At 40.5% G+C, this 23,606-nt stretch carries 25 protein-coding genes, 1 tRNA gene and 1 pseudogene; 10 read left to right on the forward strand and 17 right to left on the reverse strand.

Annotation, left to right across the window (positions count from 1 at the left end; translation table 11 throughout):
* Positions 1-50 precede the first annotated feature (50 nt).
* The 3 genes and pseudogenes from ACT3S9_RS13220 to ACT3S9_RS13230 all read right to left on the reverse strand — a co-directional run.
* A pseudogene (locus ACT3S9_RS13220) lies at positions 51-935 on the reverse strand (succinylglutamate desuccinylase/aspartoacylase family protein); the annotation flags it as partial.
* The gene (gene rimK / locus ACT3S9_RS13225; protein WP_441996849.1) at positions 922-1,827 is read right to left on the reverse strand and encodes a 30S ribosomal protein S6--L-glutamate ligase; all 906 of its coding nucleotides are present in this window, start codon (positions 1,825-1,827) and stop codon (positions 922-924) included. The pseudogene ACT3S9_RS13220 and the gene rimK, both read right to left, overlap by 14 nt.
* A 10-nt stretch (positions 1,828-1,837) precedes the next feature.
* A complete protein-coding gene (locus ACT3S9_RS13230; protein ID WP_441835080.1) occupies positions 1,838-2,266 on the reverse strand; it encodes an ATP-dependent zinc protease family protein in 429 nt (142 codons plus the stop codon).
* A gap of 150 nt (positions 2,267-2,416) precedes the next feature.
* Here ACT3S9_RS13230 and zntB point away from each other — a divergent pair, with 150 nt between their 5' ends.
* Complete coding sequence (gene zntB, locus ACT3S9_RS13235) at positions 2,417-3,388, forward strand: zinc transporter ZntB (protein WP_441835081.1); 972 nt, start codon at positions 2,417-2,419, stop codon at positions 3,386-3,388.
* A 73-nt stretch (positions 3,389-3,461) separates the two neighbouring features.
* Here zntB and ACT3S9_RS13240 read toward each other — a convergent pair whose 3' ends face one another.
* The 10 genes from ACT3S9_RS13240 to ACT3S9_RS13285 all read right to left on the reverse strand — a co-directional run bounded on the left by ACT3S9_RS13240 (position 3,462) and on the right by ACT3S9_RS13285 (position 10,253).
* A complete protein-coding gene (locus ACT3S9_RS13240) occupies positions 3,462-3,743 on the reverse strand; it encodes a DUF3325 domain-containing protein (RefSeq protein ID WP_441835082.1) in 282 nt (93 codons plus the stop codon).
* Complete coding sequence (locus ACT3S9_RS13245; RefSeq protein ID WP_441995917.1) at positions 3,743-4,081, reverse strand: hypothetical protein; 339 nt, start codon at positions 4,079-4,081, stop codon at positions 3,743-3,745. The genes ACT3S9_RS13240 and ACT3S9_RS13245 overlap by 1 nt, the downstream gene beginning before the upstream one ends.
* Positions 4,078-4,503 carry a hypothetical protein gene (locus ACT3S9_RS13250; protein WP_444750983.1) on the reverse strand — a complete coding sequence of 142 codons (426 nt, stop codon included), beginning with the start codon at positions 4,501-4,503 and terminating at the stop codon, positions 4,078-4,080. The genes ACT3S9_RS13245 and ACT3S9_RS13250 overlap by 4 nt, the downstream gene beginning before the upstream one ends.
* Before the next feature lie 45 nt (positions 4,504-4,548).
* A complete protein-coding gene (locus ACT3S9_RS13255) occupies positions 4,549-5,625 on the reverse strand; it encodes a PepSY-associated TM helix domain-containing protein (RefSeq protein WP_444750984.1) in 1,077 nt (358 codons plus the stop codon).
* Between the two features lie 65 nt (positions 5,626-5,690).
* Complete coding sequence (locus ACT3S9_RS13260) at positions 5,691-6,827, reverse strand: ISAs1 family transposase (protein WP_444750804.1); 1,137 nt, start codon at positions 6,825-6,827, stop codon at positions 5,691-5,693.
* A 240-nt stretch (positions 6,828-7,067) separates the two neighbouring features.
* The gene (locus ACT3S9_RS13265; RefSeq protein WP_441836297.1) at positions 7,068-7,727 is read right to left on the reverse strand and encodes a DUF4198 domain-containing protein; all 660 of its coding nucleotides are present in this window, start codon (positions 7,725-7,727) and stop codon (positions 7,068-7,070) included.
* A 328-nt stretch (positions 7,728-8,055) separates the two neighbouring features.
* A tRNA-Arg gene (locus ACT3S9_RS13270) sits at positions 8,056-8,130 on the reverse strand.
* Positions 8,131-8,502: 372 nt separating this feature from the next.
* Positions 8,503-9,348: a phosphotransferase gene (locus ACT3S9_RS13275; RefSeq protein WP_441836298.1), complete on the reverse strand. Its 846-nt coding sequence runs from the start codon at positions 9,346-9,348 to the stop codon at positions 8,503-8,505.
* Positions 9,349-9,972, reverse strand: coding sequence for a nicotinamide riboside transporter PnuC (pnuC, locus tag ACT3S9_RS13280; protein WP_441836299.1), 624 nt, complete (start codon positions 9,970-9,972; stop codon positions 9,349-9,351).
* 29 nt (positions 9,973-10,001) lie between these two features.
* Complete coding sequence (locus ACT3S9_RS13285) at positions 10,002-10,253, reverse strand: hypothetical protein (RefSeq protein WP_441836300.1); 252 nt, start codon at positions 10,251-10,253, stop codon at positions 10,002-10,004.
* Positions 10,254-10,384: 131 nt separating this feature from the next.
* Here ACT3S9_RS13285 and ACT3S9_RS13290 point away from each other — a divergent pair, with 131 nt between their 5' ends.
* On the forward strand, positions 10,385-10,624 hold the full coding sequence (locus ACT3S9_RS13290; RefSeq protein WP_441836301.1) for a DUF2960 domain-containing protein: 240 nt from the start codon (positions 10,385-10,387) through the stop codon (positions 10,622-10,624).
* Positions 10,625-10,690: 66 nt separating this feature from the next.
* Here ACT3S9_RS13290 and rpoH read toward each other — a convergent pair whose 3' ends face one another.
* From rpoH to ftsY, 4 genes are all read right to left on the reverse strand, one after another.
* Complete coding sequence (gene rpoH, locus ACT3S9_RS13295) at positions 10,691-11,554, reverse strand: RNA polymerase sigma factor RpoH (protein WP_441836302.1); 864 nt, start codon at positions 11,552-11,554, stop codon at positions 10,691-10,693.
* 238 nt (positions 11,555-11,792) lie between these two features.
* Positions 11,793-12,779, reverse strand: coding sequence for a permease-like cell division protein FtsX (gene ftsX / locus ACT3S9_RS13300; RefSeq protein ID WP_441836303.1), 987 nt, complete (start codon positions 12,777-12,779; stop codon positions 11,793-11,795).
* The gene (gene ftsE, locus ACT3S9_RS13305; RefSeq protein WP_441836304.1) at positions 12,776-13,453 is read right to left on the reverse strand and encodes a cell division ATP-binding protein FtsE; all 678 of its coding nucleotides are present in this window, start codon (positions 13,451-13,453) and stop codon (positions 12,776-12,778) included. The genes ftsX and ftsE overlap by 4 nt, the downstream gene beginning before the upstream one ends.
* Positions 13,454-13,506: 53 nt before the next feature.
* Entirely contained in the window at positions 13,507-15,408 is a 1,902-nt protein-coding gene (gene ftsY / locus ACT3S9_RS13310; RefSeq protein WP_444750985.1) for a signal recognition particle-docking protein FtsY, read from the reverse strand.
* Positions 15,409-15,610: 202 nt separating this feature from the next.
* On the opposite strand from ftsY, the gene rsmD reads away from it, so the two are divergent.
* From rsmD to fis, 8 genes are all read left to right on the forward strand, one after another.
* The gene (rsmD, locus tag ACT3S9_RS13315) at positions 15,611-16,216 is read left to right on the forward strand and encodes a 16S rRNA (guanine(966)-N(2))-methyltransferase RsmD (RefSeq protein ID WP_441834226.1); all 606 of its coding nucleotides are present in this window, start codon (positions 15,611-15,613) and stop codon (positions 16,214-16,216) included.
* A gap of 145 nt (positions 16,217-16,361) precedes the next feature.
* Positions 16,362-16,577, forward strand: coding sequence for a 30S ribosomal protein S21 (gene rpsU, locus ACT3S9_RS13320; protein ID WP_441834188.1), 216 nt, complete (start codon positions 16,362-16,364; stop codon positions 16,575-16,577).
* A gap of 19 nt (positions 16,578-16,596) precedes the next feature.
* A complete protein-coding gene (locus ACT3S9_RS13325; RefSeq protein ID WP_441834189.1) occupies positions 16,597-17,043 on the forward strand; it encodes a GatB/YqeY domain-containing protein in 447 nt (148 codons plus the stop codon).
* Positions 17,044-17,225: 182 nt separating this feature from the next.
* Positions 17,226-18,980, forward strand: a complete 1,755-nt coding sequence (dnaG, locus tag ACT3S9_RS13330) for a DNA primase (RefSeq protein WP_441834190.1) — start codon at positions 17,226-17,228, stop codon at positions 18,978-18,980.
* Between the two features lie 150 nt (positions 18,981-19,130).
* Positions 19,131-20,975 carry an RNA polymerase sigma factor RpoD gene (gene rpoD, locus ACT3S9_RS13335; protein ID WP_441834191.1) on the forward strand — a complete coding sequence of 615 codons (1,845 nt, stop codon included), beginning with the start codon at positions 19,131-19,133 and terminating at the stop codon, positions 20,973-20,975.
* 65 nt (positions 20,976-21,040) lie between these two features.
* Entirely contained in the window at positions 21,041-21,931 is an 891-nt protein-coding gene (gene prmA, locus ACT3S9_RS13340) for a 50S ribosomal protein L11 methyltransferase (protein WP_441834192.1), read from the forward strand.
* 271 nt (positions 21,932-22,202) lie between these two features.
* A complete protein-coding gene (gene dusB, locus ACT3S9_RS13345) occupies positions 22,203-23,174 on the forward strand; it encodes a tRNA dihydrouridine synthase DusB (protein ID WP_441834227.1) in 972 nt (323 codons plus the stop codon).
* Between the two features lie 20 nt (positions 23,175-23,194).
* Positions 23,195-23,485, forward strand: a complete 291-nt coding sequence (gene fis / locus ACT3S9_RS13350; protein ID WP_002957804.1) for a DNA-binding transcriptional regulator Fis — start codon at positions 23,195-23,197, stop codon at positions 23,483-23,485.
* Positions 23,486-23,606: the final 121 nt, after the last annotated feature.

A 23,606-nucleotide genomic window follows, 5' to 3' on the forward strand; every position in this document is an offset into this window, starting at 1 on the left:
GAGTAAATTATGCATAGGTGCCATTAACATTGGTATGTGGGGCTAATTACGCGCTTACCTAGTAACTCCAGTTCAGAGTCACCCAGCGGGCTACTAATATACGCCAGTACTTGGCCTTTAGTAACACGCTCACCAAGGGATACTTGTGCACGTAAAATGCCATCAACTTCAGCACGAACCCAACTTGTTGAGTCAGCAATAACCGGCTCTGGCAGTTTCTTAGCTCGTTTGCCTCGCACCATTTTTAAGTGACGCATTACATAATCAACACCTTGTACACCCGCAGCAATTGCAATGGGATCAAAGCGTAGTGCTTCGCCTGCTTCATAGGTAATTACAGGAATACCTAAGTTAGCCGCTTCGCTGCGCAAAGAGCCATTACGCAGCGAAGCATCAATTACCGCAGGTGTACCAAATGCTTTAGCCATTTCAGCGGTAGCTTCATCACTTAAATTGGCGCGAATTTGCGGTAAATTAGTGCGATGAATAGCGCCAGTATGTAAATCAATAATATGCGTGCAATTCACCGCAACTTGATTAAAAAAGCCATGCGCCATGCGCCCAGCAATTGAGCCACTTATTGAACCTGGAAAGCTACGATTTAAATCACGGCGATCGGGCAAATAACGTGACTTATGAATAAAGCCAAACACATTAACAATAGGCACCGCGATTAATGTACCGCGTAACTGTTCAGGGTCAATCTTTGCAATTAATTGCCTAACAACTTCAACCCCATTGAGTTCATCACCATGAATTGCTGCACAAACCATCAGTACAGGCCCTGCATGCACACCGTTAACCACTTCAATAGGAATGTTTAACGGTGAGTGGGTGTAAAGCTTAGCGGCTTCAAGGGCCAACGTTTTACGCTCGCCTGCAGCCACTTCTTCACCAAGTAATGTAAACGAACTATTCTTCTTAACCTTTGCCACGCGTTGCGGTCCTTTTGCTTGCGGCTGTTTTCTCAATAAACTCGATAACCATGCCCGCAATATCTTTACCTGTTGCTTGTTCGATACCTTCAAGACCTGGTGATGAGTTAACTTCCATCACTAACGGTCCACGAGATGAGCGAAGTAAGTCAACCCCAGCTACATTCAACCCCATCGCTTTAGCTGCCGCCACTACTGTTTTACGCTCTTCAGGTGAAATGCGTACCAATGTTGCGCTACCACCGCGATGCAAATTAGAGCGAAACTCGCCCTCTTGAGCTTGGCGTTTCATAGCAGCAATCACTTTATCACCAAGTACAAAACAACGAATATCAGCACCACCAGCTTCTTGAATATATTCTTGCACCATGATGTGTGCCTTCAAGCCCATAAAGGCTTCAATTACGCTCTCTGCCGCTTTACGCGTTTCGGCAAGTACGACACCGATACCTTGCGTACCTTCTAGCAACTTAATAACCAGTGGCGTGCCACCAACCATAGAAAGTAAATCTTTCACATCGTCAGGCTTACTAGCAAAACCAGTTACCGGCATGCCCACATTTTTACGAGAAAGTAGCTGTAATGAACGTAGCTTATCTCGTGATCGAGAAATCGCAACAGACTCATTTAGAGGATAAACCCCCATCATTTCAAATTGACGAAGTACCGCACAGCCATAGAATGTAACTGACGAGCCAATTCGCGGCACAATAGCACCGAACTCTTTTAAGTTTTCACCACGGTAGTGGATTTCTGGTTGCTCAGAGTTAATATTCATATAGCAACGTAAAGCATCAATTACTTTTACTTCATGGCCGCGTTGCTCTGCCGCTTCAATTAAACGTCGAGTTGAATACAAGTTTTTATTACGAGATAAAATACCGATTTTCATAGTTAAACCCTTAACTATCTAGAAAATAAGATAAAGCCGGATCAACGACTATACGATTTTCCATGGCTGTACGCCCTAATAACATTCTAAATTTCATACTTGCACGACTTGTTAGTGTCATCTCAATAGGCCAACTTTGTCCACCAGCAAAAACTGTAGTTTCAATAAAGTAGCGTAGTTCTTTTTGCCCACTTGAGCTGGTTACGTGCTTATGCTTTTTTACTTTAGCCTGACACTGCACTTTATAGTCAAGGTTGTCTTGTAGCGGCTGCGCTATAAACTTCACCCATTTTTCCCCCTCATACTCATACTCTTGAATATCAAGTGCATGAATACATGAAGTACGTGCACCGGTATCAATTTTCGCTTTTATTTCTTCGATACCAAGCGCGGGTAAACTTAACCACTCACGCCAACCGACCACTAACTTTGTCGTCATAAATGCGCCCTTTAATTAAAAAATGCTTTATACGTTAGCTGAGAAAAAACACCAACAAAATAAATTCATCGACTCTACAAATTTTTTCGATTGACCCAACGTACTTTATAATTAACTATATTAACCATACAGTAATAATGGAGATTTACTATGTTCAACGGTTTGCTGCATGCACTACATCTTGATGGTCAAGGAGGTGTAAAAAAAATTGCAAATCCCCAAGTCCTTCAGAATTGGCGTCCAGAGCAAGGTAAACTTTGGGTGCACCTTGATTATAGTCAAAGTGAGGCGATAGATTGGCTTAAAGGCTGTGAGTTTTTAACCGATTATGAGCTGGAGTCTTTAACTGCAGATGAAACAAGACCTCGCCTTACAAAGGCAGCTAATGGCTGCATGCTGTTTTTACGTGGAGTGAATTTAAACCCAGCGCAAAGCCCTGAAGATATGGTGTCATTACGTCTGTTTATTAATGAAAATGTGCTTATTACCACTCGTAAACGTCGTTTATTATCAGTGCAAGATGTACTAAATACATTTGAAGATGGCAATGGTGCGCATAATATTTCACAGCTTGTCACACAACTTGCACAAGACCTGACCTCGCGCATGCAAGATGTAATAGATGACCTTGACGACACACTCGATACTTTTGAAGAAGAAATAGACGAGCCCAGTAAAAAGTTTAACAACCAAGGGTTATCACAACTCCGCCGCCAAACGGTTGGCTTAAGACGCTACTTAAAACCACAAAAAGAAGCGCTTTGCACTTTAATGAGCAACACCTTTAACTGGCTTAATGATGAAGATAAACCACGTTTAAATGAAACCACTAACTTACTCATTCGCTATATTGAAGGGTTAGACAGCTCAATTGAACGAGCGCAAATAATTCAGCAAACAATTACTAATCAGGTTTCTGAGCAACTTAATCAACGTATGTATGTAATGTCGGTTGTGGCCGCATTATTTTTACCTCTAGGCTTTTTAACCGGTCTTTTAGGGGTTAACGTGGGAGGCATCCCTGGTACTGAAAACCCCTATGCCTTTAGCGCATTTGTAATATTTTTAATCGTGCTAACCGGTGGTATAGGTGTTTACTTTAAAAATAAGCAATGGCTTTAATTTCATCAAGGCGAACTTTATGTTCGCTTTGCTCTTTAGTTGATAAATCATAACAATTAGATCCACCATCCAACTATCGGTAACGCGTAACTCGCTTTTTAGCTAATATAGTCACTACAATCAATGCACTCAATGACAATTGTCCACACCACCAAACAATAGCCGAGCCCGTGCTTAATTGTGTAACATTTATAAGCAACGAAAGGCTGATAATAATCAATCCAGTGACTAAATACACTTGCTCTCTAACAGAGGATATTGGAGTCAACGCAAACGTTTTACGATGTCTTGCCATACCTAAGGCTAATACTGTGAAGCCGACAAAACTAATAATTAAACTAATAAATAATATCATCAACGCGGTTCCACAAGCTGGTGCTTTTTCAGCATATCACCGGCATAAAGCGCTGCACTTGACACTGTAATACCTATAATAATAATTAAACTACAACGCATTAATTTATTGCTAGCAAATATCCACATTACTAAGCAGCAATACAAAATAATGCCAATTAACATCAGCCATAACATCAATGTCGCTTTGCTCAAAGCAAATAAAGCACTCCCAAGGCTTGCCACCCCAGCGATAAATACACTTAAAAAAACAAACCCTACAACACTTGCCAGCACTACACGCCATAGTGTTTGCATACGCTGAGTATTACTAATTTTTTGAAGAGCCTTGATTATCATTGTGAGACTCCTTGTGTTTGTGCTTTAGGACGGGAGGTAATAGCTGAAGTTTGGCCTTTGCGTCTTACTACTCTGGCAATATAAATGAACAACCCGCCGGTAAAAAATAACAATAAATCCATAAACAGCAAAGTCGCATCTCGGTCATATTGGTAGTGGATAATATTTCGTGAGGTAGAGAAAATACTGACTACAGGTAATGCCAAATAGCTTAAGCCTGTTATAAAGCTCAGCTCTTGCCAACTTTGTTTAATCCCTCTTAGTAACGGATAAATAAACGCTACAAGCCAAACAATAAAAAAATAATGAATTTCCCATTCTGCGCGACCTTCGAGCTGCAAAGGCAATAATCGGTTTGCGGTAAAGTACCCAGCAACAGCTAAAGGCAACCCAATTACTGAGCCTATATTCATTACATCCATGGTTTTGTAACCCCACTTATAGCGTGGATTGGCTTTTTGTTTACGTTAATTTGCCCATAGCAACAAACCCGTTGCCACCATTATGGACCCCATAATGCCAGATAAAAAATACAGCCAACGCGTTGTAATATCAGCAAAACGTCCTGCGTGTAGACTTATCATAGTACGGCGCGCTTGCTCTGCTGCGTTGGTTACAGCAGTATCAGATAATAATTCACCACTTACGCCATGAAAACGAAGAGTACGATAATCAGAGGTTAACGCTGTAGTGGCATTTTCATAAACTTCAACCATGGCATTACTGTCTCCAGGATGGCTAACAACAAGCGAACCAACTCCACTATGACCTAGTTGGGCTTTGGCTTGGTTGTATATTTCCCCTAGGTTCACCAACGGCGCAGACTGTCCGGTCGCTTTCAAAGCAGGTGTTTGTTCAGTAAGTGCTGAAAAAAAACTGCCTCTGTCGCTATCACCCATATTTATTGCCCATGAGAAATATATAAGCATTAGCGTCACTATGCCGGTATAGGTAATCATAATATGAAAGGGCAATGCCAACACTGAGCACACGGTATGGCCATTCAACCAACTCTTGCTGCCTTTATTAAATTGCAGGGTAAAAAAGTCTTTAAAAATCTTTTTATGGATCACAACACCAGAAAAAATGGCTATCAGCATTAAAGTGGCACATATTCCAACCAGCCATCTTGCATAAAACGCTGGCATATAATGCAAATCAAAGTGAAAACGATACAAGAACTCACCACCACGAGATGCACGACTTGCAATTTTTTGCCCTTGCTGATCAAATCGCGCAACGCTAAAGCGTCCTTGAGTATTTTTATCACGCCAATAAGTTGTGATAGGTGAAAAGCGCTGTGTCGGAGGGATTATTGTCCAGCGGGAGGCACTTTCTGTGTGCTCTTGAAGGTATTGCTGAGTATGAGTAATGGCCTTATCAGGCGCAGTGATCTCTGCGACTTCTGGTTGCATCCACTGCGTTATTTCATGCTGAAAATACGCTAATGTTCCCGTTAAAAATACTGCGAATAAAAGACAACCAACCAGCACCGAGCTCCATGTATGCAGCCAGTTCATACTATCTCGAAAACGCGCTTTCACATGTACGTCCTAAAATGAGTTGCGAGTAAACATAAAGGGCGCTGTTAACGCCTTTACAGTCACGGCTAGCGCATTTTAATCCCAGACTCTAACAGGGTTGAGCGGTAATCATCGTCTAGCCCTGCCATTTTCTTTTTCCTCGCCATACTTGCTGACTTAGATGCATCTTGTTTAAAAAGCGCCATGGCTATCTTTCGCATTACATTAAACATTAATGGCCCTTGAAGTTTGCGTATTCTCGATTCATCTTCTCTGAAGTTCATATCAAGCATCCAATGCATGCTTTCAACCTGCCAGTGACTGCGTACTGCATTGAGTGCTTGCGCTGCATTTAAGTCTAATGAACTTATATACCAGCGTGTTTCAGTGGTATCCGACCCTGCCGACTTATCATGAACTTCAGCCCTGACCTTAATAATACTCGTTAAGCCAGGCCAACGATAATCCTTGCCTAGCCAGCTTTTATCTATAAGTAACTGCTGGCATGTACGTGTTTCAACACGCCCATGTCCTGAGCTTATTTCGGTATGTTCATCACAATTATGCTTAGTTAACCTTTCACGCTCGCACTTGTGCCACCACGCTTCTAGTTCCTTTTGCATGCCTGAATGATTACCTTTAAGTGCAAGAATATAATCTGCTTTTTGTTGGATGATTTGTTTTGCTATTTCTTGTTGGCATCCCATCGCATCTAACGTAATGATACTGTTTTCAATATCGAGCAGGGTGAGTAATTCTGGTATTGCGGTGATTTCATTTGTTTTATTATCAACAGCCGTCTGCCCAAGCACTAACTGGTGTTGGCAACTCCATGCACTGACCGTGTGTAAGGCACTTTTTCTGTCTTTTGTGGTAAATGAACGCCGTGCGGTTTTGCCATCGATAGCGATGATATCTGCACCTGTAGTTTCAATCAGTGATGATATCCAAGATTGAAATGCCCTTTCTATTTCATTTGCTTTTAACCGACACATGACGCGAGCAATCGTGTCATGTTTTGGAATTCCTGCGTTGAACGTGCCGTATTTTTTTAACCAATCAAGCTTTAGGTGCCCAAAGTCTTCAATATCTTCCCATCCTTCTGCACCAGAGAGTACAGCGCTAATAGAAAGGAGAAGAATATCGATAAGTTCATGCTTTTTACAACGTTCAATGCGAGGATCTGTAATTGAATTAAAATGTTTCAGAAAAGTAGTGCTCATATTTATGCGACCAAGTAATTATTATGCCTTGATCTGATCACTACTTGCTCTATAAGTTCAATTTATAATGATCTTGCCGTGCCTTTACAGTAAGACGGGCCTTAGTTTGCAGGCCCAACGTAATAATAAATTAGAATTTATAGATAAAACTTAATAATGCATTGCGCGATGTACCATAACGATAGTTATTGTAATAACTCGCCGTGATATAGCTATAAGAGATGAGTTTAGACTACACGCCTAATGCACTTCAAAACTGACACTTACAATATTATATGTACTGTCAACCTGATTACCGGCAATCATGGCCTTCCCTTCAACTGGATAATCGCTAGAAATAATATACGTACCCTCCTCTTTGGTGGTTATAGTCAGCTGGCCATTTTTATCTGTTTTTGCTTTTACTTGCTGACTCGGTGTCTGTATTAAAACGTCGTGCTCATTAACAGGATTATTTTTGTAGACTAAGGTAAAGGTGTTGCCTTGTGACTTTGTTGGTACAAATTCGAGATTTTGTTTCGCTTGAGTATCTTCACGTCCTGCTTTGGCATAAAGTTTAGCGGCTTGAAGTTTATCAACCTCTTGCTCAGACGCTTTTTTCATTTTCCAAGGCTCCCATAGATCATCAGTATAAGCTCTTACGTCTCCTTGCTCTTTAAGCGCAGCGGACCAATAATTTTGATGCTGAGTAAGTGCTAACGCCGACTGCGTTGAATTTAAAAATACTTTTGTGTTTTTAAGTCCTGCAATTTTGTCACCCGATTCAGGCTCTCCCGGCTCACCTAAATAAAGCCTTACACTATCAGTCGCTGACTTCTCTAGCCAAATTTCATGTGCGTGAGCCATGTTACTAAAAATAATAAGTCCCGAAATAAAAAGTAGTTTTTTTAAACTTAGCATAGAGCTTCCTTTGAGTTTATTTTGTAGTTTGTTATTCAACAGTGTGGAAAACTTAGTATCAAATCGATTAAATCAATTTAAAGTAATATGAATATTTCAAAACAATAACAAAGATGATAATTATTATCAATTACAATTTAACCACCTTATTGTTCATATAATAAAATTATCCAAAGTAAGCTAGTTAAAAAATATAAAAATTGAAAACTACTTTAATATATTTAAAAAGAAAGTATTACAGCTAGGTGTAATTCAAAAGAGATGCTGAGAAGGTATATTAAAAGCTAAAATAATAATGCAGTATTGATATTGCAAGAATTGAAGAAAATGGCGCTCTCGGCAGGAATCGAACCTGCAACTTAGCTTCCGGAGAGCCACGTGATATCCATTTCACCACGAGAGCCATTTAGTTGCCACCACACTAACTCGCGATATCAGCGCTTAGGCATGGCAATAATAAAGCCATCTGCACGTAATTACTAGTAGCTAGTCACTATATGCTTATTAATTGGGCTATTTATAATAAATTACTTCACAAGTAAGCACAAAATCGTTATCAAGTAACAACAATTAATAAAATGCGTTACGAGAAAGCACTAGTGATTTTTATTTTCGCGGGTCAGCTTGCTTATTTTTTAGATGTTAAAGTTAAGCATGTCAGGGTTTCGTAAAAGATAACTCATCTTGCAAAGTCTCAGATGAGAATAGAGAACCACAATTTGATACTTGATAAAGTCGCTAAATATAAAGAGATTGCAACATGCTTTAATGGTATTTAAAACGTAACTTCTTTGATCAGCTCATCTAATTGAGCGCATAGTAAAAGCACCTTTTTGTTAATTTCATGCTGGTTAATTGCGCACTGACTAATTTCATACTGATCGTACCAACAAATACATAACACTAAAAATACCACTTGGTAGCAATGCAGCTTATCAAGGGAGTTATAAAATAACGGCTCTTTTGGTGACTGCAGCTGTTTTAATTGCTGTTGATAGTCATCAAGTAATTGCTGCTTTTCAGTAGCGCTCATGTCAAAACTAACCACCAGTGACGCTAAGTCAAAATAAACATCATTAGTTTTAGCATATTCAAAATCAATTAAATAAGCCTGAGATTGGTTAATAATAATATTTTCACGCACTAAATCATTATGACAAAAACCAAAGTTACCTGGAAGTTTTCCAATCGTTCTAAGCGCCTTAGTAATGACCTGACTATAAAGCTGGTATAACCTACAGTTTTTATAATATTCAAGCTCCCAAGTAATGTTCATACACGCTGTCTGCACTGAATACCCATGTAGCGACACTAGCTGTTTAATTAAATCAGGGTGATAGCATGTGCCAACTTCACCTTCAATGTAGTTAAAAATAGCAATACGATTCTTTTTTTCACGCCATACGGGGGCTGGGCAAAACCCTTTAGTTGCATAGTGCTGCTGTGCATCAAGGCCTATATCCGGCCAATGATCACGATAATATTTTATTAAAAATGCAGCGTCTTGGCAGCATATTAAGTAGTTATCGTTACTCAAGCCACTTAATAAGGGGGTGATAGAGCTTAGCGTTAACTGTGGATTATAGCGATGAAAAACAGATGTAATTTGCTGTTTCGTCATTTATAGTTGCTCAAGCGGTTTTTCATGACTTTGCTCGTATTCTTCATACCAAGTTTTAAATCCCCACACGGCCATAATAGTGTAAAAGACGAATAGTACAAGCGTTGGGTAATAGCCTTTCTCGTAATAAAGGTACATAGATGCAGCATCAATAACGATCCAGTACAGCCAATTTTCGAGAACTTTTTTTGCAACCAAATAAGTTGTTACAACAGCAAAGCAGGTGGTAAAACTGTCTAAATAGGCAAAATCAGCATGGGTGTAGTGAGACATCAAAAAGCCAATCGCTACTGATACCAATGACGTCATTAATAAAATAACCATATGGCGATGTACTGACCACGAAGTAATGGATAAACTTTGTGGCTCGCCTTTATTTTTTCGCCATAACTGCCAGCCATAAACGGCCATATACATATAGTAAAAATGCAGTAATGACTCCATCAATAAAGCACCATTCCAATACATAATGGTATAAATTAATGTGCTTACAAATGCAGCAGGCCAACACCATAAGCTTTCTTTTATCGCTAATAGCAAGTAAGTCATTGAAAGCCCAACCGCTATATATTCCCATACTGACATAGCAGTAAAACCTGCCAGCATTTGCGTAATCATGTCCATTATTCAGTCGCTATACTAAAAGGTTATTGTTACTCTGGCGACAGATCGCCTGAAATAAACTTACACACAAAAATCGCTTTGCCAAACTCTTCATATGAGCGCTTTATTTCAGTATTAATTACAGACATTACTAAATCGTAGTCACCAAAAATTTGCGTCGACATGGTATTGGTGATCACTTTAAGGTCGTCATATTCGTTTAAACGGTCAATAAAGCCTTTAATAAAAGGGATGTAATCTTGATGTAATGGGTATTTGCTGATCTCTACAGATAATTTCATTGTTACTTCTTATTGGGCTAAAAATAGTTTCCTTATTGTAACTTGACCTTGCCCACAAGTCATTCAAAGGTAGAGAGGTGCCTCAAGAATGTGTAAAATTAGCTTAACTTCACATATTAACCGAGCTTGTTATGGCACGACGCATTACCTACACATTTAAAAATCAGCCCCGTGAGATTAATTTTTCAAAAGATAAGTACCACGATATGTATCACGCAATTGCTGCCGCTGAAGGTATTGATCTGACTAATTACTTACGCATGGTGCAGCAAATCGAAATGACTTCTAAAGGCTCTGCCGCAGTACGCAATTTTCGTGACCAAGAATTTGCTCGCATGGGGTTTAGTGATGTTTACTTTATAAAAGAATAATTAAGCCCACAAAAAAGCCCCGTATTTGCATACGAGGCTTGTATAATTGTTTAGCTTAAAGCTCTGTTAGACCATCGCTGTTTGTAGCTTTTTCATTGCTGTCTTTTCAAGCTGGCGAACACGCTCTGCAGATACACTGTACTTTTGTGCAAGCTCTTGCAATGTAGCTTTGTCGTCAGACAACCAACGCGCACTAACAATGTCTTGAGAACGCTCATCTAACGTTTTTAAAGCGCTAAATAAACGAGAGTGTGATTGCTCTTGCCATTGCTGCTGTTCAACGTCATCCGCTAAATCATTACTGCCATCAGTAAGGTACTGTACAGGTGAATAAGTGCTAGTTGGTGCGTCATCATTGTCGTCACCGGTTAGATCAAAACCCATGTCTTGACCGCTCATGCGCGATTCCATCTCACGAACTTCTTTTTCACTCACACCTAGCTCGCTAGCAACAGTGCTAACCTCAGCTTGGTTAAACCAACCTAAACGCTTTTTATTTTTGCGCAGATTAAAGAATAATTTACGTTGTGCTTTAGTGGTTGCCACTTTCACAATGCGCCAATTTTTAAGCACAAATTCATGAATCTCAGCTTTAATCCAATGCACTGCAAAAGAAACTAGACGAACGCCGACTGTTGGGTCGAAACGTTTTACCGCCTTCATTAGGCCGATATTACCTTCCTGAATTAAATCAGCTTGAGGTAAACCGTATCCTGAATAGCTTTTCGCGATATGTGCGACGAAGCGTAAATGCGACATAATGAGTTGCTTTGCAGCACTAAGATCGCCTTCTTCCTGTAAGCGGGTTGCTAATTTCTTTTCTTGCTCAGCTTTTAGCATAGGAATGGTACTTACCGCTTGAAGGTAACCGTCCATACTTGCGCTTTGTTGCCCTACAGTCAGTGCCATCGCGTATAAATCTTTACTCATTTTTCACCTCAGTGATAAACATTTGAAACTATCTTAGCACTCTTTAACCGAGAGTGCTAACCTGAATTAAAAACTTTTTTAAAGTTTAAATCAAGTGGTTTTTTACTATTAATTAATTTTACGCTAAGCCACTGAATAAGCGATGAACTATAGCTTTGCGAGCAGTTTAGAAAAATAAAACTTATTTTTCTAAACTGCTAAAAAGAGAGGATAACAACTCATTATGACAAAAATAAGATCATACTTTGTCAGGTTCTATTTCTTTAATATAGCGATTAACCGATAAATAAGAGCCAATAAAACCAAGGCTGGTTGCCAGTAAAACTAACACCCCAAACTCACCAACACTCAAGCCAATTAAATCAAACGATGTTTGATAAACCCCTGCCACTTCACTTACCGCAGCGCCTAGCCACCACATCATCAACGCCACACAAATAAAAGCGAATAAACCACCTATAACGCCATACCAAATACCCGTCCATAAAAATGGCGCATGGATAAAGGTATTCGTTGCACCAACTAGTTTCATCACTTGGATTTCTTCTTTTTTATCCATGATTGATAACCGTATAGTGTTGCCGATAATTAAAGTAACTGAAGTTAACAGTAGTAAGGCAATGGTAATAACACTCTCTTTTAATAAGCTCAGCAGCGCATTGAGTCGCTCAAGCCAAGCAATATCAAGTTTGCCAAAGTCGACCTCGCGTTCTGCTTCAAGCTTTTTTAAAAGCGCTTTGGCAGTCTCTGCTTGTCTAAAGCGTGAAGTAGGCGTAACCACCACCACATCAGGTAAAGGATTGGCATCCAGATACTCTAATGCTTGACCAAACCCTGACACCGACTTGAACTCAACTAGCGCGTCATTTTTCGCTATAAACCGTACTTTATCTATTTCGGGATAAAGCCCAAGACGCTTAACTAAGGTCTGGGTTTCTTTCTCATTTATGGTCTCTTTTACGAATAAAGAAATCTCAGCGGCTTCTTCAAAACCACTACTCACTTGTGAGACATTTTTTACCACTAAATAAAGTGTCGCAGGTAAGGTTAAACTTAAGCCTAGTACCGCAATAGTCATTAACGATGCAAGTGGTGTTCGCCACATTTCACCTAAACTATGCACACCTTGACGAAATATATTGATTATAAAAAAGTAACCGCCAGCTATCGCTGATTTTTTCGGTCGTTCAGTGGTACTTTTTCGCCCTTTAAAAAGTAAGCTCATAGCGTAGCCTCCGCTAAAGGGTCTTGACTCATGCGACCATCGCTTAATGTTAAACTGCGATAACGCATACGCGAGATCAAACCAATATCATGGGTGGCAATTAATACCGTAGTACCATGATTATTAAACTCTTCAAATAACCTTAATATGTCCATTGAAAGCTCAGGATCAAGGTTACCCGTTGGCTCATCGGCAAGTAATAATGGTGGCGAGTTAACAATGGCACGAGCTATACCAACTCGCTGCTGCTCACCGCCTGAAAGGGTTGATGGATGGCATTTAACTTTATCAAGTAAGCCAACCTTATCAAGAGCACCATGCACACGCTTAGCAATTTGCTTATGGTGAGTGCCTTCGATAATCAATGGCAAAGCGACATTATCAAACACTGTATAGCGCTCTAATAAACGATGGTTTTGAAAAATAATCCCAATATCACGGCGCACATAAGGTATTTGCCGAGACTTAACAGCGTTTAAATCAACACCATTAATAAGTATATTGCCAGTTGAAGGTCGTTCCATCAAACTGATAAGCTTTAACAGGGTACTTTTACCTGCTCCACTGTGACCGGTTAAAAAAGCCAGTTCTCCGGGTTTAATATGAAAACTGACTTTCTCCAGCGCACGGTGGCCACCAGGGTATGTTTTACTAACTTGCTGAAAATTTATCATTTTTTATTATCAATCATCTTACAGCGAAAAGGGAGCACGCTCCCTATATGAGATTAAACCTCGTCCTCGTCTTGGCTAAATAACGCATCAATGAAGTCGTCACTTTTAAAAGCGCGAAGATCATCAATACTTTCACCAACACCAATGTAACGAATAGGAATATTGAATTTGTCTGCTACAGCAAAAATGACCCCGCCTTTAGCGGTTCCATCAAGCTTTGAAAGTGTGATCCCGGTTAGCCCAACACATTGGTTAAACAAGTTAACTTGGCTAATAGCATTTTGCCCAGTGCCCGCATCAATTGTTAGCATCACTTCGTGCGGTGCATCAGGATCAATTTTTTTCATAACGCGGGCTATTTTTTCAAGCTCTTGCATTAAGTTATCTTTATTTTGCAAACGCCCTGCTGTATCTGCGATTAACACATCAACATTGCGCGCTTTAGCAGCCTGAAAAGCATCAAAAACCACTGAGGCACTATCGGCGCCAGTATGTTGCGCTACAACCGGAATGCTATTACGCTCGCCCCACACTTGTAATTGCTCAACTGCAGCGGCTCGAAAAGTATCACCCGCAGCTAACATCACTGACTTGCCTTCACTTTGAAATTGCTTAGCAAGCTTACCAATAGTTGTGGTTTTACCCACGCCATTTACGCCGACCATTAAAATAACAAATGGCTTTTTATTTGCTGGGATCTCAAGTGGTTGCTCTGCCGTTTTAAGCATGGCTGCCATTTCTTGTTTCATCAACTCATAAAGGGCATCACCATCTTTAAGCTGTTTACGATTAGCTGCATCAGTAAGGCTATCAATTAGCTTCATGGTGGTATCTACGCCTAAATCGGCTGTAAGTAGCTGCGTTTCTAATTCTTCAAATAAGTCATCATCAATTTTTTTACCACTAAAAATTGATGAAAATCCAGAGCCAATATTAACTCTCGTTTTTAATAAGCCCTTTTTAAGACGTGAAAAAAAGCCTTCTTTTTTTGGTTGTTCTTTTTTAGCTTGTTGCGCTTCTTTTGCCTCTTGCTCAGCAAGATGTTGCTCTTCAAGTTGCTCAGCTTCTGCTAATTCTTGACGTTCGGCCTCAGCGTTTTCAGCATCAACTTGCTCTTTCTCTAAACGAGCGGTCTCTTGCTCCGCAGCAACACGTTCTTGCTCTACACGCTCAGCTTCTGCTTGCGCCTTTTCAGCGGCAACACGTTCTTGCTCTACGCGCTCAGCTTCTGCTTGCGCCTTTTCAGCAGCAATACGTTCTTGCTCTACGCGCTCAGCTTCTGCTTGCGCCTTTTCAGCAGCAATACGTTCTTGCTCTACACGCTCAGCTTCTGCTTGCGCCTTTTCAGCAGCAATACGTTCTTGCTCTACACGCTCAGCTTCTGCTTGCGCCTTTTCAGCAGCAATACGTTCTTGCTCTACGCGCTCAGCTTCTGCTTGCGCCTTTTCAGCAGCAACACGTTCCTGCTCTACGCGCTCAGCTTCTGCTTGCGCCTTTTCAGTGGCAACACGTTCTTGCTCTACACGCTCAGCTTCTGCTTGCGCCTTTTCAGCAGTAATACGTTCTTGCTCTACGCGCTCAGCTTCTGCTTGCGCCTTTTCAGCAGCAACACGTTCTTGCTCTAGGCGCATAGCCTCTTCTTGCTCTGCAAGTCGTGTCGCTTCATCACGACGTTGTTGCTCTGCTTTTTGTTCGGTAGCTATTTCTGCATGCGCTTTTTGTGCAGCAACACGTTCTTGCTCTACACGCTCAGCTTCTGCTTGCGCCTTTTCAGCGGCAACACGCTCTTGTTTTTCACGTTCAGCTTCTGCTTGTTCGGCTGTGAGGCGTTCTGGTGTTTGCTGCTTGTTTTGCTGTTGTTGGTTATCAGCATCTGTTACTGCCTGCTCTTCTTGTTGTTTGTTTTCTGATTTACCAAAACCTAACCAAGACAGGAATTTACTTTTTTTTGCCATACTTGCTAATAACCACTTATAAAAATCTGATAAACTAATATGAATAATAGTCTGATGATTGACTAGCCCATGGCCAGCAGTTAACCAACTATTGCCTAAGGTATTAATGGTAACACTTTTAGCGCAGTTGAAAAATGACGCGCTACGATATGCCTATATATTATCTGAGCTACGTTTCAGATACCATTTTTTAGTGAGCGAAATGAGAAAAAAATCCCCCCCTAAAAATAGCAAAAACACCATGAGTGACGGCTTTATTCGTATCATTAGTGGTCAGTTTCGAGGTCGGAAATTACCCGTTAAAGATGTACAAGGTCTGCGACCAACAACTGATCGCATTAAAGAAACTGTTTTTAACTGGTTAATGCAAGATACGCACGGCGCTAAGGTACTTGATTGCTATTCGGGTTCTGGTGGGCTTGGTTTTGAGGCTTTATCACGTTTTGCACAGTCCGCACTTTTTATTGAGCTAGATAAAGCAGCAGCAACGCAATTAACCAATAATATCACTACCCTCGAACTGACAAACGCAAAAGTAAAGCAAACAAACACGTTGACTTTACTTGCTGATAATACAGACTCAGAGCAATTTAATTTAATCTTTATTGACCCACCATTTCGTCAGAATTTGGCTGAAAAAACCTGCCAATCACTTGAAGAAAATCGCTGGTTAAGCGACCAAGCTTTGATATATGTGGAAGTAGAAAGTGAACTTAATAACCTTAACACACCCGCTAATTGGTTGTTAATAAAAGAGAAAAAAGCAGGCCAAGTATTATGTCAGCTATATCAACGAGGCTCAAATTAACCCTGTTGCGTATTGCGACTTTCTGTTATTATTATCCTTTACATGTGGTGCCCCTTCGGATTATAATGCCGCACCATTTTTGAACCACTTGATCATTGTTTGATCAACTTGAGCAACGCTCATTATTTAGGTAGGTGAATTTTTAATGCCAGTAATTAAAGTAAGAGAGAACGAACCGTTTGACGTAGCACTTCGTCGCTTCAAGCGTTCATGTGAAAAAGCAGGTATCCTTTCAGAAGTTCGTCGTCGCGAACATTATGAAAAACCAACTGCTGAACGTAAGCGTAAAAAAGCTGCTGCCGTTAAACGTCACATGAAAAAGCTTTCTCGCGATAACGCACGCCGCGTTAGATTATACTAATCAGTTTGGTCTTGTATAAATGAGCCTTTTAATAACGCTAAAAGATGCGCAAAAAGATGCAATGCGAGCGAAAGACAAACAACGTCTTAACCCGATCCGCATGGTACTTGCTGCAATCAAACAACGTGAAGTTGACGAGCGAATTACACTTGACGATGACGCTATTACCGCCGTTTTAGTGAAGCTTGTTAAACAACGTCGTGATTCTTACACCCAGTACAAAGATGCCGGTCGTGAAGATTTAGCTGAAGTTGAAGCCAATGAGATTAAAGCACTTGAAGAATTCTTACCTCAACAATTGAGTGAAGAAGAGATCATTGCTCTTATTGACACGGCTATTGCTGACACTAACGCAACAGGTATGCAAGACATGGGTAAAGTAATGGGTACAATCAAAAGCAAAGCCGAAGGTCGTGCCGATTTAGGTAAAATCTCAGGCTTAATTAAGCAACGATTAACTGCCTAATATATCCCACATACGATTGTATGATTTAAGTAAACCGAGCCAAGTGCTCGGTTTCTTGCTTTATAGCATTTATAAATTTGTTATTTAACTTTTATAAGCTAGTCTTTTGTGTTCAAATTTACTATCTGCGTTTTTTTGAACATATAAACATTTTGATATTCTCTCAGGAAATAGCTTAACCCATGGCTGGAAAGATCCCCCGTAACTTTATAGATGACTTACTTGCCAGAACAGATATTGTTGAACTCATTGACGGTAAAGTGGGTTTAAAAAAAGCAGGTAAAGACTATCAAGCCTGTTGCCCTTTTCATAATGAAAAATCGCCTTCTTTTACAGTATCGCAAGATAAGCAGTTTTATCATTGCTTTGGCTGTGGTGCTAACGGCAACGCTATTTCATTTATGATGGAATACGAAAAGCTCGAATTTGTTGATGCCATTGAAGAGCTAGCCAGCATGCTCAACATTGATGTCCCCCGAGAACACGGTACAAGTAATGGCCCTGAGCGTACTGCGGCGCAAAAACGCTCTGATTATGATTTAATGCTTCACGCAGCTCGTTTTTATGCGCATCAATTAAAGCATCACAGCAATTCTAAAGCCGTTATTGATTATGTTAAAGGCCGTGGCTTAAGTGGCCAGACTGTTAAAAAGTTTATGATTGGTTATGCTCCCAATGAATGGGAGGCTCTTTGCCAACAACTCGGTCGTAATAAAGAACAAAAAGAACAGTTGATTGAACTTAAGCTCGCCTCAGAAAAAACGCCAAGCAGACAGTTTGATTTTTTCCGTGATCGTTTAATGTTTCCTATCCGTGACAAACGCGGACGAGTCATCGCTTTTGGTGGCCGTGTTATGCAAGCAGATCAAGGTCCAAAATATTTAAACTCACCAGAGACGCGTATTTTTCATAAAGGTTTTGAGCTTTACGGCTTATATGAAGCTAAACAAGCCCATAAAAAGCTCGAACATGTATTAATTGTTGAAGGTTACATGGACGTGGTTGCACTTAGTGAGCAAGGTATTGAATACGCAGTTGCAGCACTTGGCACCGCCACCACCGCTGAGCATATGCACACCTTATTTAGAACCACCGATAAAGTTATTTGTTGTTACGATGGTGATCGTGCTGGTCGTGATGCTGCTTGGCGCGCCCTTGAAAATGCGCTACCGTATTTAAACGATGGTAAATCCCTACAGTTTGCATTTTTACCAGATGGTGAAGACCCTGACTCACTCGTACTGCAAGAAGGTAAGAACGCTTTTGAACAACGCTTATCGCAGGCGGATGATTTTACCAAAGTGTTATTCAACAAGCTCAGCCAAGACATTGATTTAACAACTGATGCAGGTAAAGCCAAATTACTTAGTGCAACCTTGCCACTGATTGAAAAAATCCCCAGTGACTTCTATCAAGAAAATATTTTAGAACACTTAGGCCGATTAATTGGTCGCACTAAAGAGCAACTTAATAACCGTTTAAAAACACCAAAACAGCAACATGCTATTGAACGTAAATTCAAAATTACTCCCATGCGCCGTGCTATTGGCTTATTAGTGCAACACCCAGAACTTGCCAAAGCCATCCCCTATTTGCCAGATTTAGCACAAATGAATATCGCAGGGATCAGCTTGTTGTTGCGCTTGCAACACTTTGCATTAGAAAAAATATCAGTAACCACAGCACAATTACTCGAAGCTTTTAGAGAAAGCTCGGAATATGAAGCACTTATAAAATTAGCCACTTGGCGTCATGAGATAAATGAAGAGCGCTTAGAAGCTGAATTCAAAAATACTTTTAAATTTATTGAAGATCAGTGTTTAAATTATCGACTAGAGACCTTATTAATTAAGGACAAGACACAAGGCTTAAATAGCGAAGAACGACTTGAGTGTCATTTATTGACTCAAGCATTAAAAGGCACTACACCTAAGTAACCTTAAGTTGCATGGGTTAGCGGCTAGTCAGAATTGATAAATGCTGTTATACTGTGCTATTCACTGCGTCTAATAATACTTAGTTTAGCTTGATAAGTAAGCAAACTGGCGCCTGTTGTATCAACTTTCAGTGTGGAAGAATAAATCTCTATGGATCCAACTCCTCAGTCACAATTAAAGCTTCTGATTCAAAAAGGTAAAGAGCAAGGTTATTTAACTTTTGCAGAAGTTAATGATCACCTTCCACAAGATATTATCGATTCAGATCAGGTAGAAGATATCATTAGCATGATCAATGACATGGGTATCAAGGTTAGCGAAAACGCGCCTGATGCTGATGAATTGATGATGCAAGAAACGACGACAGACGAAGACGCGGCAGAAGCCGCGGCCGCTGCCCTTGCGACTGTAGAAAAAGAGATCGGTCGAACGACTGACCCAGTGCGTATGTACATGCGTGAAATGGGCACGGTTGAACTTCTTACTCGTGAAGGCGAAATTGTTATCGCTAAACGTATTGAAGAAGGTATTAACCAGGTTCAAATTTCGGTAGCAGAATACCCGGAAGCGATCACTTATCTACTTGAACAATGGGATAAATTTGAAGCAGAAGAAATGCGCTTAAGCGACATTATTTCTGGCTTTTTCGATCCTAACGAAGATGAAGCGCCAATTTCAGCAACCAATATCGGCTCTGAATTAAGCAAAGAACAGCTTAATGAATCAAACGATAATGATTCTGATAGCGACGACGATGAAGACGAAGAAGAAGTCGATACTGGCCCAGATCCTGAAGAGGCCCGTGTTCATTTTGAAAACCTTCGTGATTTATACAATAAAGCGCGTGAAACATTCGACGCAAAAGGTCGTTCGCACCCTGATTCGAAAGCCGCTATTTTAGAAATTGGTGATCTGTTCAGAACCTTCAAGCTTATTCCTAAGCAGTTTGATCGCATGGTTAATAATATGCGTGAAATGATGGATCGTGTACGTATTCAAGAACGTTTGATCATGAAGCAAGCTATACAAATTGCCAAATTGCCTAAGAAAACCTTTGTTAAGCACTTTGCTAACAATGAAACGGATGCTACTTGGATTGATATAGAAATTGCTGCTAACGACAAGCATTCAGCTAAACTTGAAGAAGTTAAGCCTGAAATTATTCGTTGCGTCAATAAACTTCGCGTTATTGAACAAAGCACAGGCTTAAATATCGAGCGTATTAAAGATATCAACCGTCGTATGAGCATTGGTGAAGCAAAAGCCCGTCGTGCGAAAAAAGAAATGGTTGAAGCAAACTTACGTCTTGTAATTTCAATTGCTAAAAAATATACAAACCGTGGTTTACAGTTCTTAGATTTGATCCAAGAGGGTAATATCGGCCTGATGAAAGCGGTTGATAAATTTGAATACCGTCGTGGCTATAAGTTCTCAACTTATGCAACGTGGTGGATCCGTCAAGCAATCACACGTTCGATTGCCGACCAAGCCCGCACTATTCGTATTCCGGTGCATATGATTGAAACGATCAATAAATTGAATCGTATTTCTCGTCAAATGTTGCAAGAAATGGGTCGCGAGCCAAATCCTGAAGAATTAGCTGAGCGCATGTTAATGCCTGAGGATAAAATTCGTAAGGTACTTAAAATTGCTAAAGAGCCGATCTCAATGGAAACACCAATTGGTGATGACGAAGATTCGCACTTAGGTGATTTTATTGAAGACTCCACCATTGATTCGCCTATTGATTCAGCAACGATGGAATCTCTTCGTGGTGCAACGAATGACGTACTTGCAGGTCTTACCGCCCGTGAAGCTAAAGTACTACGTATGCGTTTTGGTATTGATATGAATACCGATCACACTTTAGAAGAAGTAGGTAAGCAATTTGACGTTACTCGTGAGCGTATTCGCCAAATCGAAGCGAAGGCATTGCGTAAACTACGTCACCCCTCTCGTTCAGACTTACTGAAGAGCTTCTTAGACGCTAAGTAACTAGCGACTAACAAATAATAATCAAAAGGCCGCTAAGCGGCCTTTTTCAATTTGTAGGAAAGATAATGGCTTGGATCCAAATTCGTATAAATGCAAATGCCAGTAATGCAGATCTTATTAGTGATATTTTAATGGACGCCGGCAGTGCATCTGTAACCTATGTTGATGCCAAAGACACACCTATCTATGAGCCAAAACTTGGTACTGTAGAGCTATGGACTGACACTACTGTTATTGGCTTATTTGAAGCCACTCATGACATGCCAAGCGTCGTTGCTTTATTAAATGCAGATGAATCACTTACAGATAAACTCGTTTATAAAATTGAACAACTTGAAGACAAAGACTGGGAACGTGAATGGATGGATAACTTTCACCCTATTCAATTTGGCGAGAAATTATGGGTGTGCCCAAGCTGGCGTGATATTCCAGATCCTGACGCGGTTAATGTGTTGCTTGATCCAGGTCTTGCGTTTGGTACGGGCACCCACGCGACTACCGCACTGTGCTTAAAGTGGCTTGAAAGCCAAGATTTAACCGGTAAAACTGTGGTTGATTTTGGCTGTGGTTCTGGCATTTTGGGCATCGCAGCGATTAAGCTCGGTGCAGAGCGCATGATAGGTATAGATATCGACCCTCAAGCACTCGCTGCAAGTAAAGATAATGCACAGCGTAATGGCGTCGCAGATCAGCTCGAGGTTTATTTACCTGAAGATCAGCCTGAATTTACCGCTGACATTGTTGTTGCTAATATTTTAGCGGCTCCTCTTAGAGAATTATACAGTGTTATTCTAAGTCTATTAAAACCCGGTGGAAAAATTGCTATGTCGGGTATTTTAGAAGAACAAGCACAATCTGTGACTGATGTTTATACGCCTTTTTTGAACCTCGATGAAGTTGCAGTTGAAGGTGAATGGACACGTATAAGCGGCATAAAAAAGGCCTCCCCCGAATAAAAACTCTAAATTAAAGTGCACATACCAGTATTCTTGTAAAGCCTGTTGTTAACAGGCTTTACCTAATATTTACACAGGTGATAATAATCATTTTAATTAAGCTAAATTATTATTGGTTAAATAACAAACAAATAAACCTACTTATCAAACCGTTATCAAATGTCAATACACAAAAGTTAAAAAAAATCACTTTTGTTCAATTTATAGCCTTTGATTTTTGCTAAAAAAACCGTAAACTTAGCGCCCCTTGAAAAGAGGCCTATTGAATAAAGTGCGAATCGGTTCATACCAACTTGAGAATAATGTAATTGTCGCTCCAATGGCGGGTATTACAGACAGACCATTTAGACAACTTTGCCGTCGCTTAGGTGCCGGGCTTGCTGTATCTGAAATGTTATCGTCAAACCCAAAGGTATGGAAAACCGAAAAGTCGATGAACCGTATGGATCATATCGGTGAGTCGGGTATTCGTGCAGTGCAAATAGCAGGAGCTGATCCTGAGCTAATGGCTCAGGCCGCACAATTCAATGTAAGCAATGGTGCACAGATCATAGATATTAATATGGGGTGTCCAGCAAAGAAAGTGAACAAGAAACTCGCAGGCTCTGCCCTGTTACAGTTTCCTGATTTAGTGGAACAAATTATTGATGCGGTGGTTAGCGCTGTTGATGTACCTGTGACACTAAAAATTCGAACAGGATGGGATCAGGACAACCGTAACGGTGTAAAGATTGCGGGCATAGCTGAACGTTATGGCATCGCTTCATTAGCCGTACATGGGCGTACTCGCGCATGTATGTACAAAGGTGAAGCTGAATATGCCACGATTAGGGATATAAAACGTTCAGTGTCGATTCCTGTGGTTGCTAATGGTGATATTACGTCACCCGAAAAGGCAAAACAGGTATTGGACTATACGGGTGCAGATGCCATTATGATTGGTCGAGCCGCCCAAGGTCGCCCTTGGATATTTAGGGAGATAGACCACTATTTGCAAACTGGAGAACATTTACCTGCACCTGCAATTGCAGAAGTGCGCGGTATATTGATGGAACACTTGGTGAACCTTCATGCGTTTTACGGCGAGCCAATGGGAGCGCGTATCGCTAGAAAACATGTATCTTGGTATTTGCAAACCCATGACAGTGACGGTCAGTTTAGGCGAGTATTTAATGCTCTCGATAATCCACAGGCACAAATCGAGACATTAGAGCAATACTTTAAAACACTAGCAGCTAACTAAGAAAGAAAGAGATATAAACAATGTTCGAACAAAACGTGACTTCTCCATTTATCACTAACCCTCATGTCCAGTCACACGAGAAACCGCAGCCATTACGCGATGCAGTGAAAAAAGCTGTTCATCATTATTTAAAACAGCTTAACGGTCAGGACGTGCAAGATGTGTACGACCTTGTTCTTTCTGAGCTAGAGGCGCCATTACTTGAAGAAGTAATGACTTACACACGTGGCAACCAAACACGTGCGGCAATCTTACTAGGTATCAATCGTGGTACTTTACGTAAGAAACTAAAGAAATACGGGATGAACTAATCCCCTTTGTATTGGCTTACTGATCCAATACAAAGAGTATTTTGTAAATATACTTTTAAAAGCACCTTAGGGTGCTTTTTTTATATCCAAAAAATATTCTCAAAAAACACCTAATTGCAAA

Source organism: Pseudoalteromonas sp. AOP31-A2-14 (genome assembly GCF_052378035.1).
Lineage (GTDB): Bacteria > Pseudomonadota > Gammaproteobacteria > Enterobacterales > Alteromonadaceae > Pseudoalteromonas.

Coding starts and splice junctions, on each gene's coding strand:
- rimK (WP_441996849.1), bottom strand. CDS start 1,827: ATGAAAATCGGTATTTTATCTCGTAATAAAAACTTGTATTCAACTCGA.
- ACT3S9_RS13230 (WP_441835080.1), bottom strand. CDS start 2,266: ATGACGACAAAGTTAGTGGTCGGTTGGCGTGAGTGGTTAAGTTTACCC.
- zntB (WP_441835081.1), top strand. CDS start 2,417: ATGTTCAACGGTTTGCTGCATGCACTACATCTTGATGGTCAAGGAGGT.
- ACT3S9_RS13240 (WP_441835082.1), bottom strand. CDS start 3,743: ATGATATTATTTATTAGTTTAATTATTAGTTTTGTCGGCTTCACAGTA.
- ACT3S9_RS13245 (WP_441995917.1), bottom strand. CDS start 4,081: ATGATAATCAAGGCTCTTCAAAAAATTAGTAATACTCAGCGTATGCAA.
- ACT3S9_RS13250 (WP_444750983.1), bottom strand. CDS start 4,503: ATGGATGTAATGAATATAGGCTCAGTAATTGGGTTGCCTTTAGCTGTT.
- ACT3S9_RS13260 (WP_444750804.1), bottom strand. CDS start 6,827: ATGAGCACTACTTTTCTGAAACATTTTAATTCAATTACAGATCCTCGC.
- ACT3S9_RS13265 (WP_441836297.1), bottom strand. CDS start 7,727: ATGCTAAGTTTAAAAAAACTACTTTTTATTTCGGGACTTATTATTTTT.
- ACT3S9_RS13275 (WP_441836298.1), bottom strand. CDS start 9,348: ATGACGAAACAGCAAATTACATCTGTTTTTCATCGCTATAATCCACAG.
- pnuC (WP_441836299.1), bottom strand. CDS start 9,972: ATGGACATGATTACGCAAATGCTGGCAGGTTTTACTGCTATGTCAGTA.
- ACT3S9_RS13285 (WP_441836300.1), bottom strand. CDS start 10,253: ATGAAATTATCTGTAGAGATCAGCAAATACCCATTACATCAAGATTAC.
- ACT3S9_RS13290 (WP_441836301.1), top strand. CDS start 10,385: ATGGCACGACGCATTACCTACACATTTAAAAATCAGCCCCGTGAGATT.
- rpoH (WP_441836302.1), bottom strand. CDS start 11,554: ATGAGTAAAGATTTATACGCGATGGCACTGACTGTAGGGCAACAAAGC.
- ftsX (WP_441836303.1), bottom strand. CDS start 12,779: ATGAGCTTACTTTTTAAAGGGCGAAAAAGTACCACTGAACGACCGAAA.
- ftsE (WP_441836304.1), bottom strand. CDS start 13,453: ATGATAAATTTTCAGCAAGTTAGTAAAACATACCCTGGTGGCCACCGT.
- ftsY (WP_444750985.1), bottom strand. CDS start 15,408: ATGGCAAAAAAAAGTAAATTCCTGTCTTGGTTAGGTTTTGGTAAATCA.
- rsmD (WP_441834226.1), top strand. CDS start 15,611: ATGAGAAAAAAATCCCCCCCTAAAAATAGCAAAAACACCATGAGTGAC.
- rpsU (WP_441834188.1), top strand. CDS start 16,362: ATGCCAGTAATTAAAGTAAGAGAGAACGAACCGTTTGACGTAGCACTT.
- ACT3S9_RS13325 (WP_441834189.1), top strand. CDS start 16,597: ATGAGCCTTTTAATAACGCTAAAAGATGCGCAAAAAGATGCAATGCGA.
- dnaG (WP_441834190.1), top strand. CDS start 17,226: ATGGCTGGAAAGATCCCCCGTAACTTTATAGATGACTTACTTGCCAGA.
- rpoD (WP_441834191.1), top strand. CDS start 19,131: ATGGATCCAACTCCTCAGTCACAATTAAAGCTTCTGATTCAAAAAGGT.
- prmA (WP_441834192.1), top strand. CDS start 21,041: ATGGCTTGGATCCAAATTCGTATAAATGCAAATGCCAGTAATGCAGAT.
- fis (WP_002957804.1), top strand. CDS start 23,195: ATGTTCGAACAAAACGTGACTTCTCCATTTATCACTAACCCTCATGTC.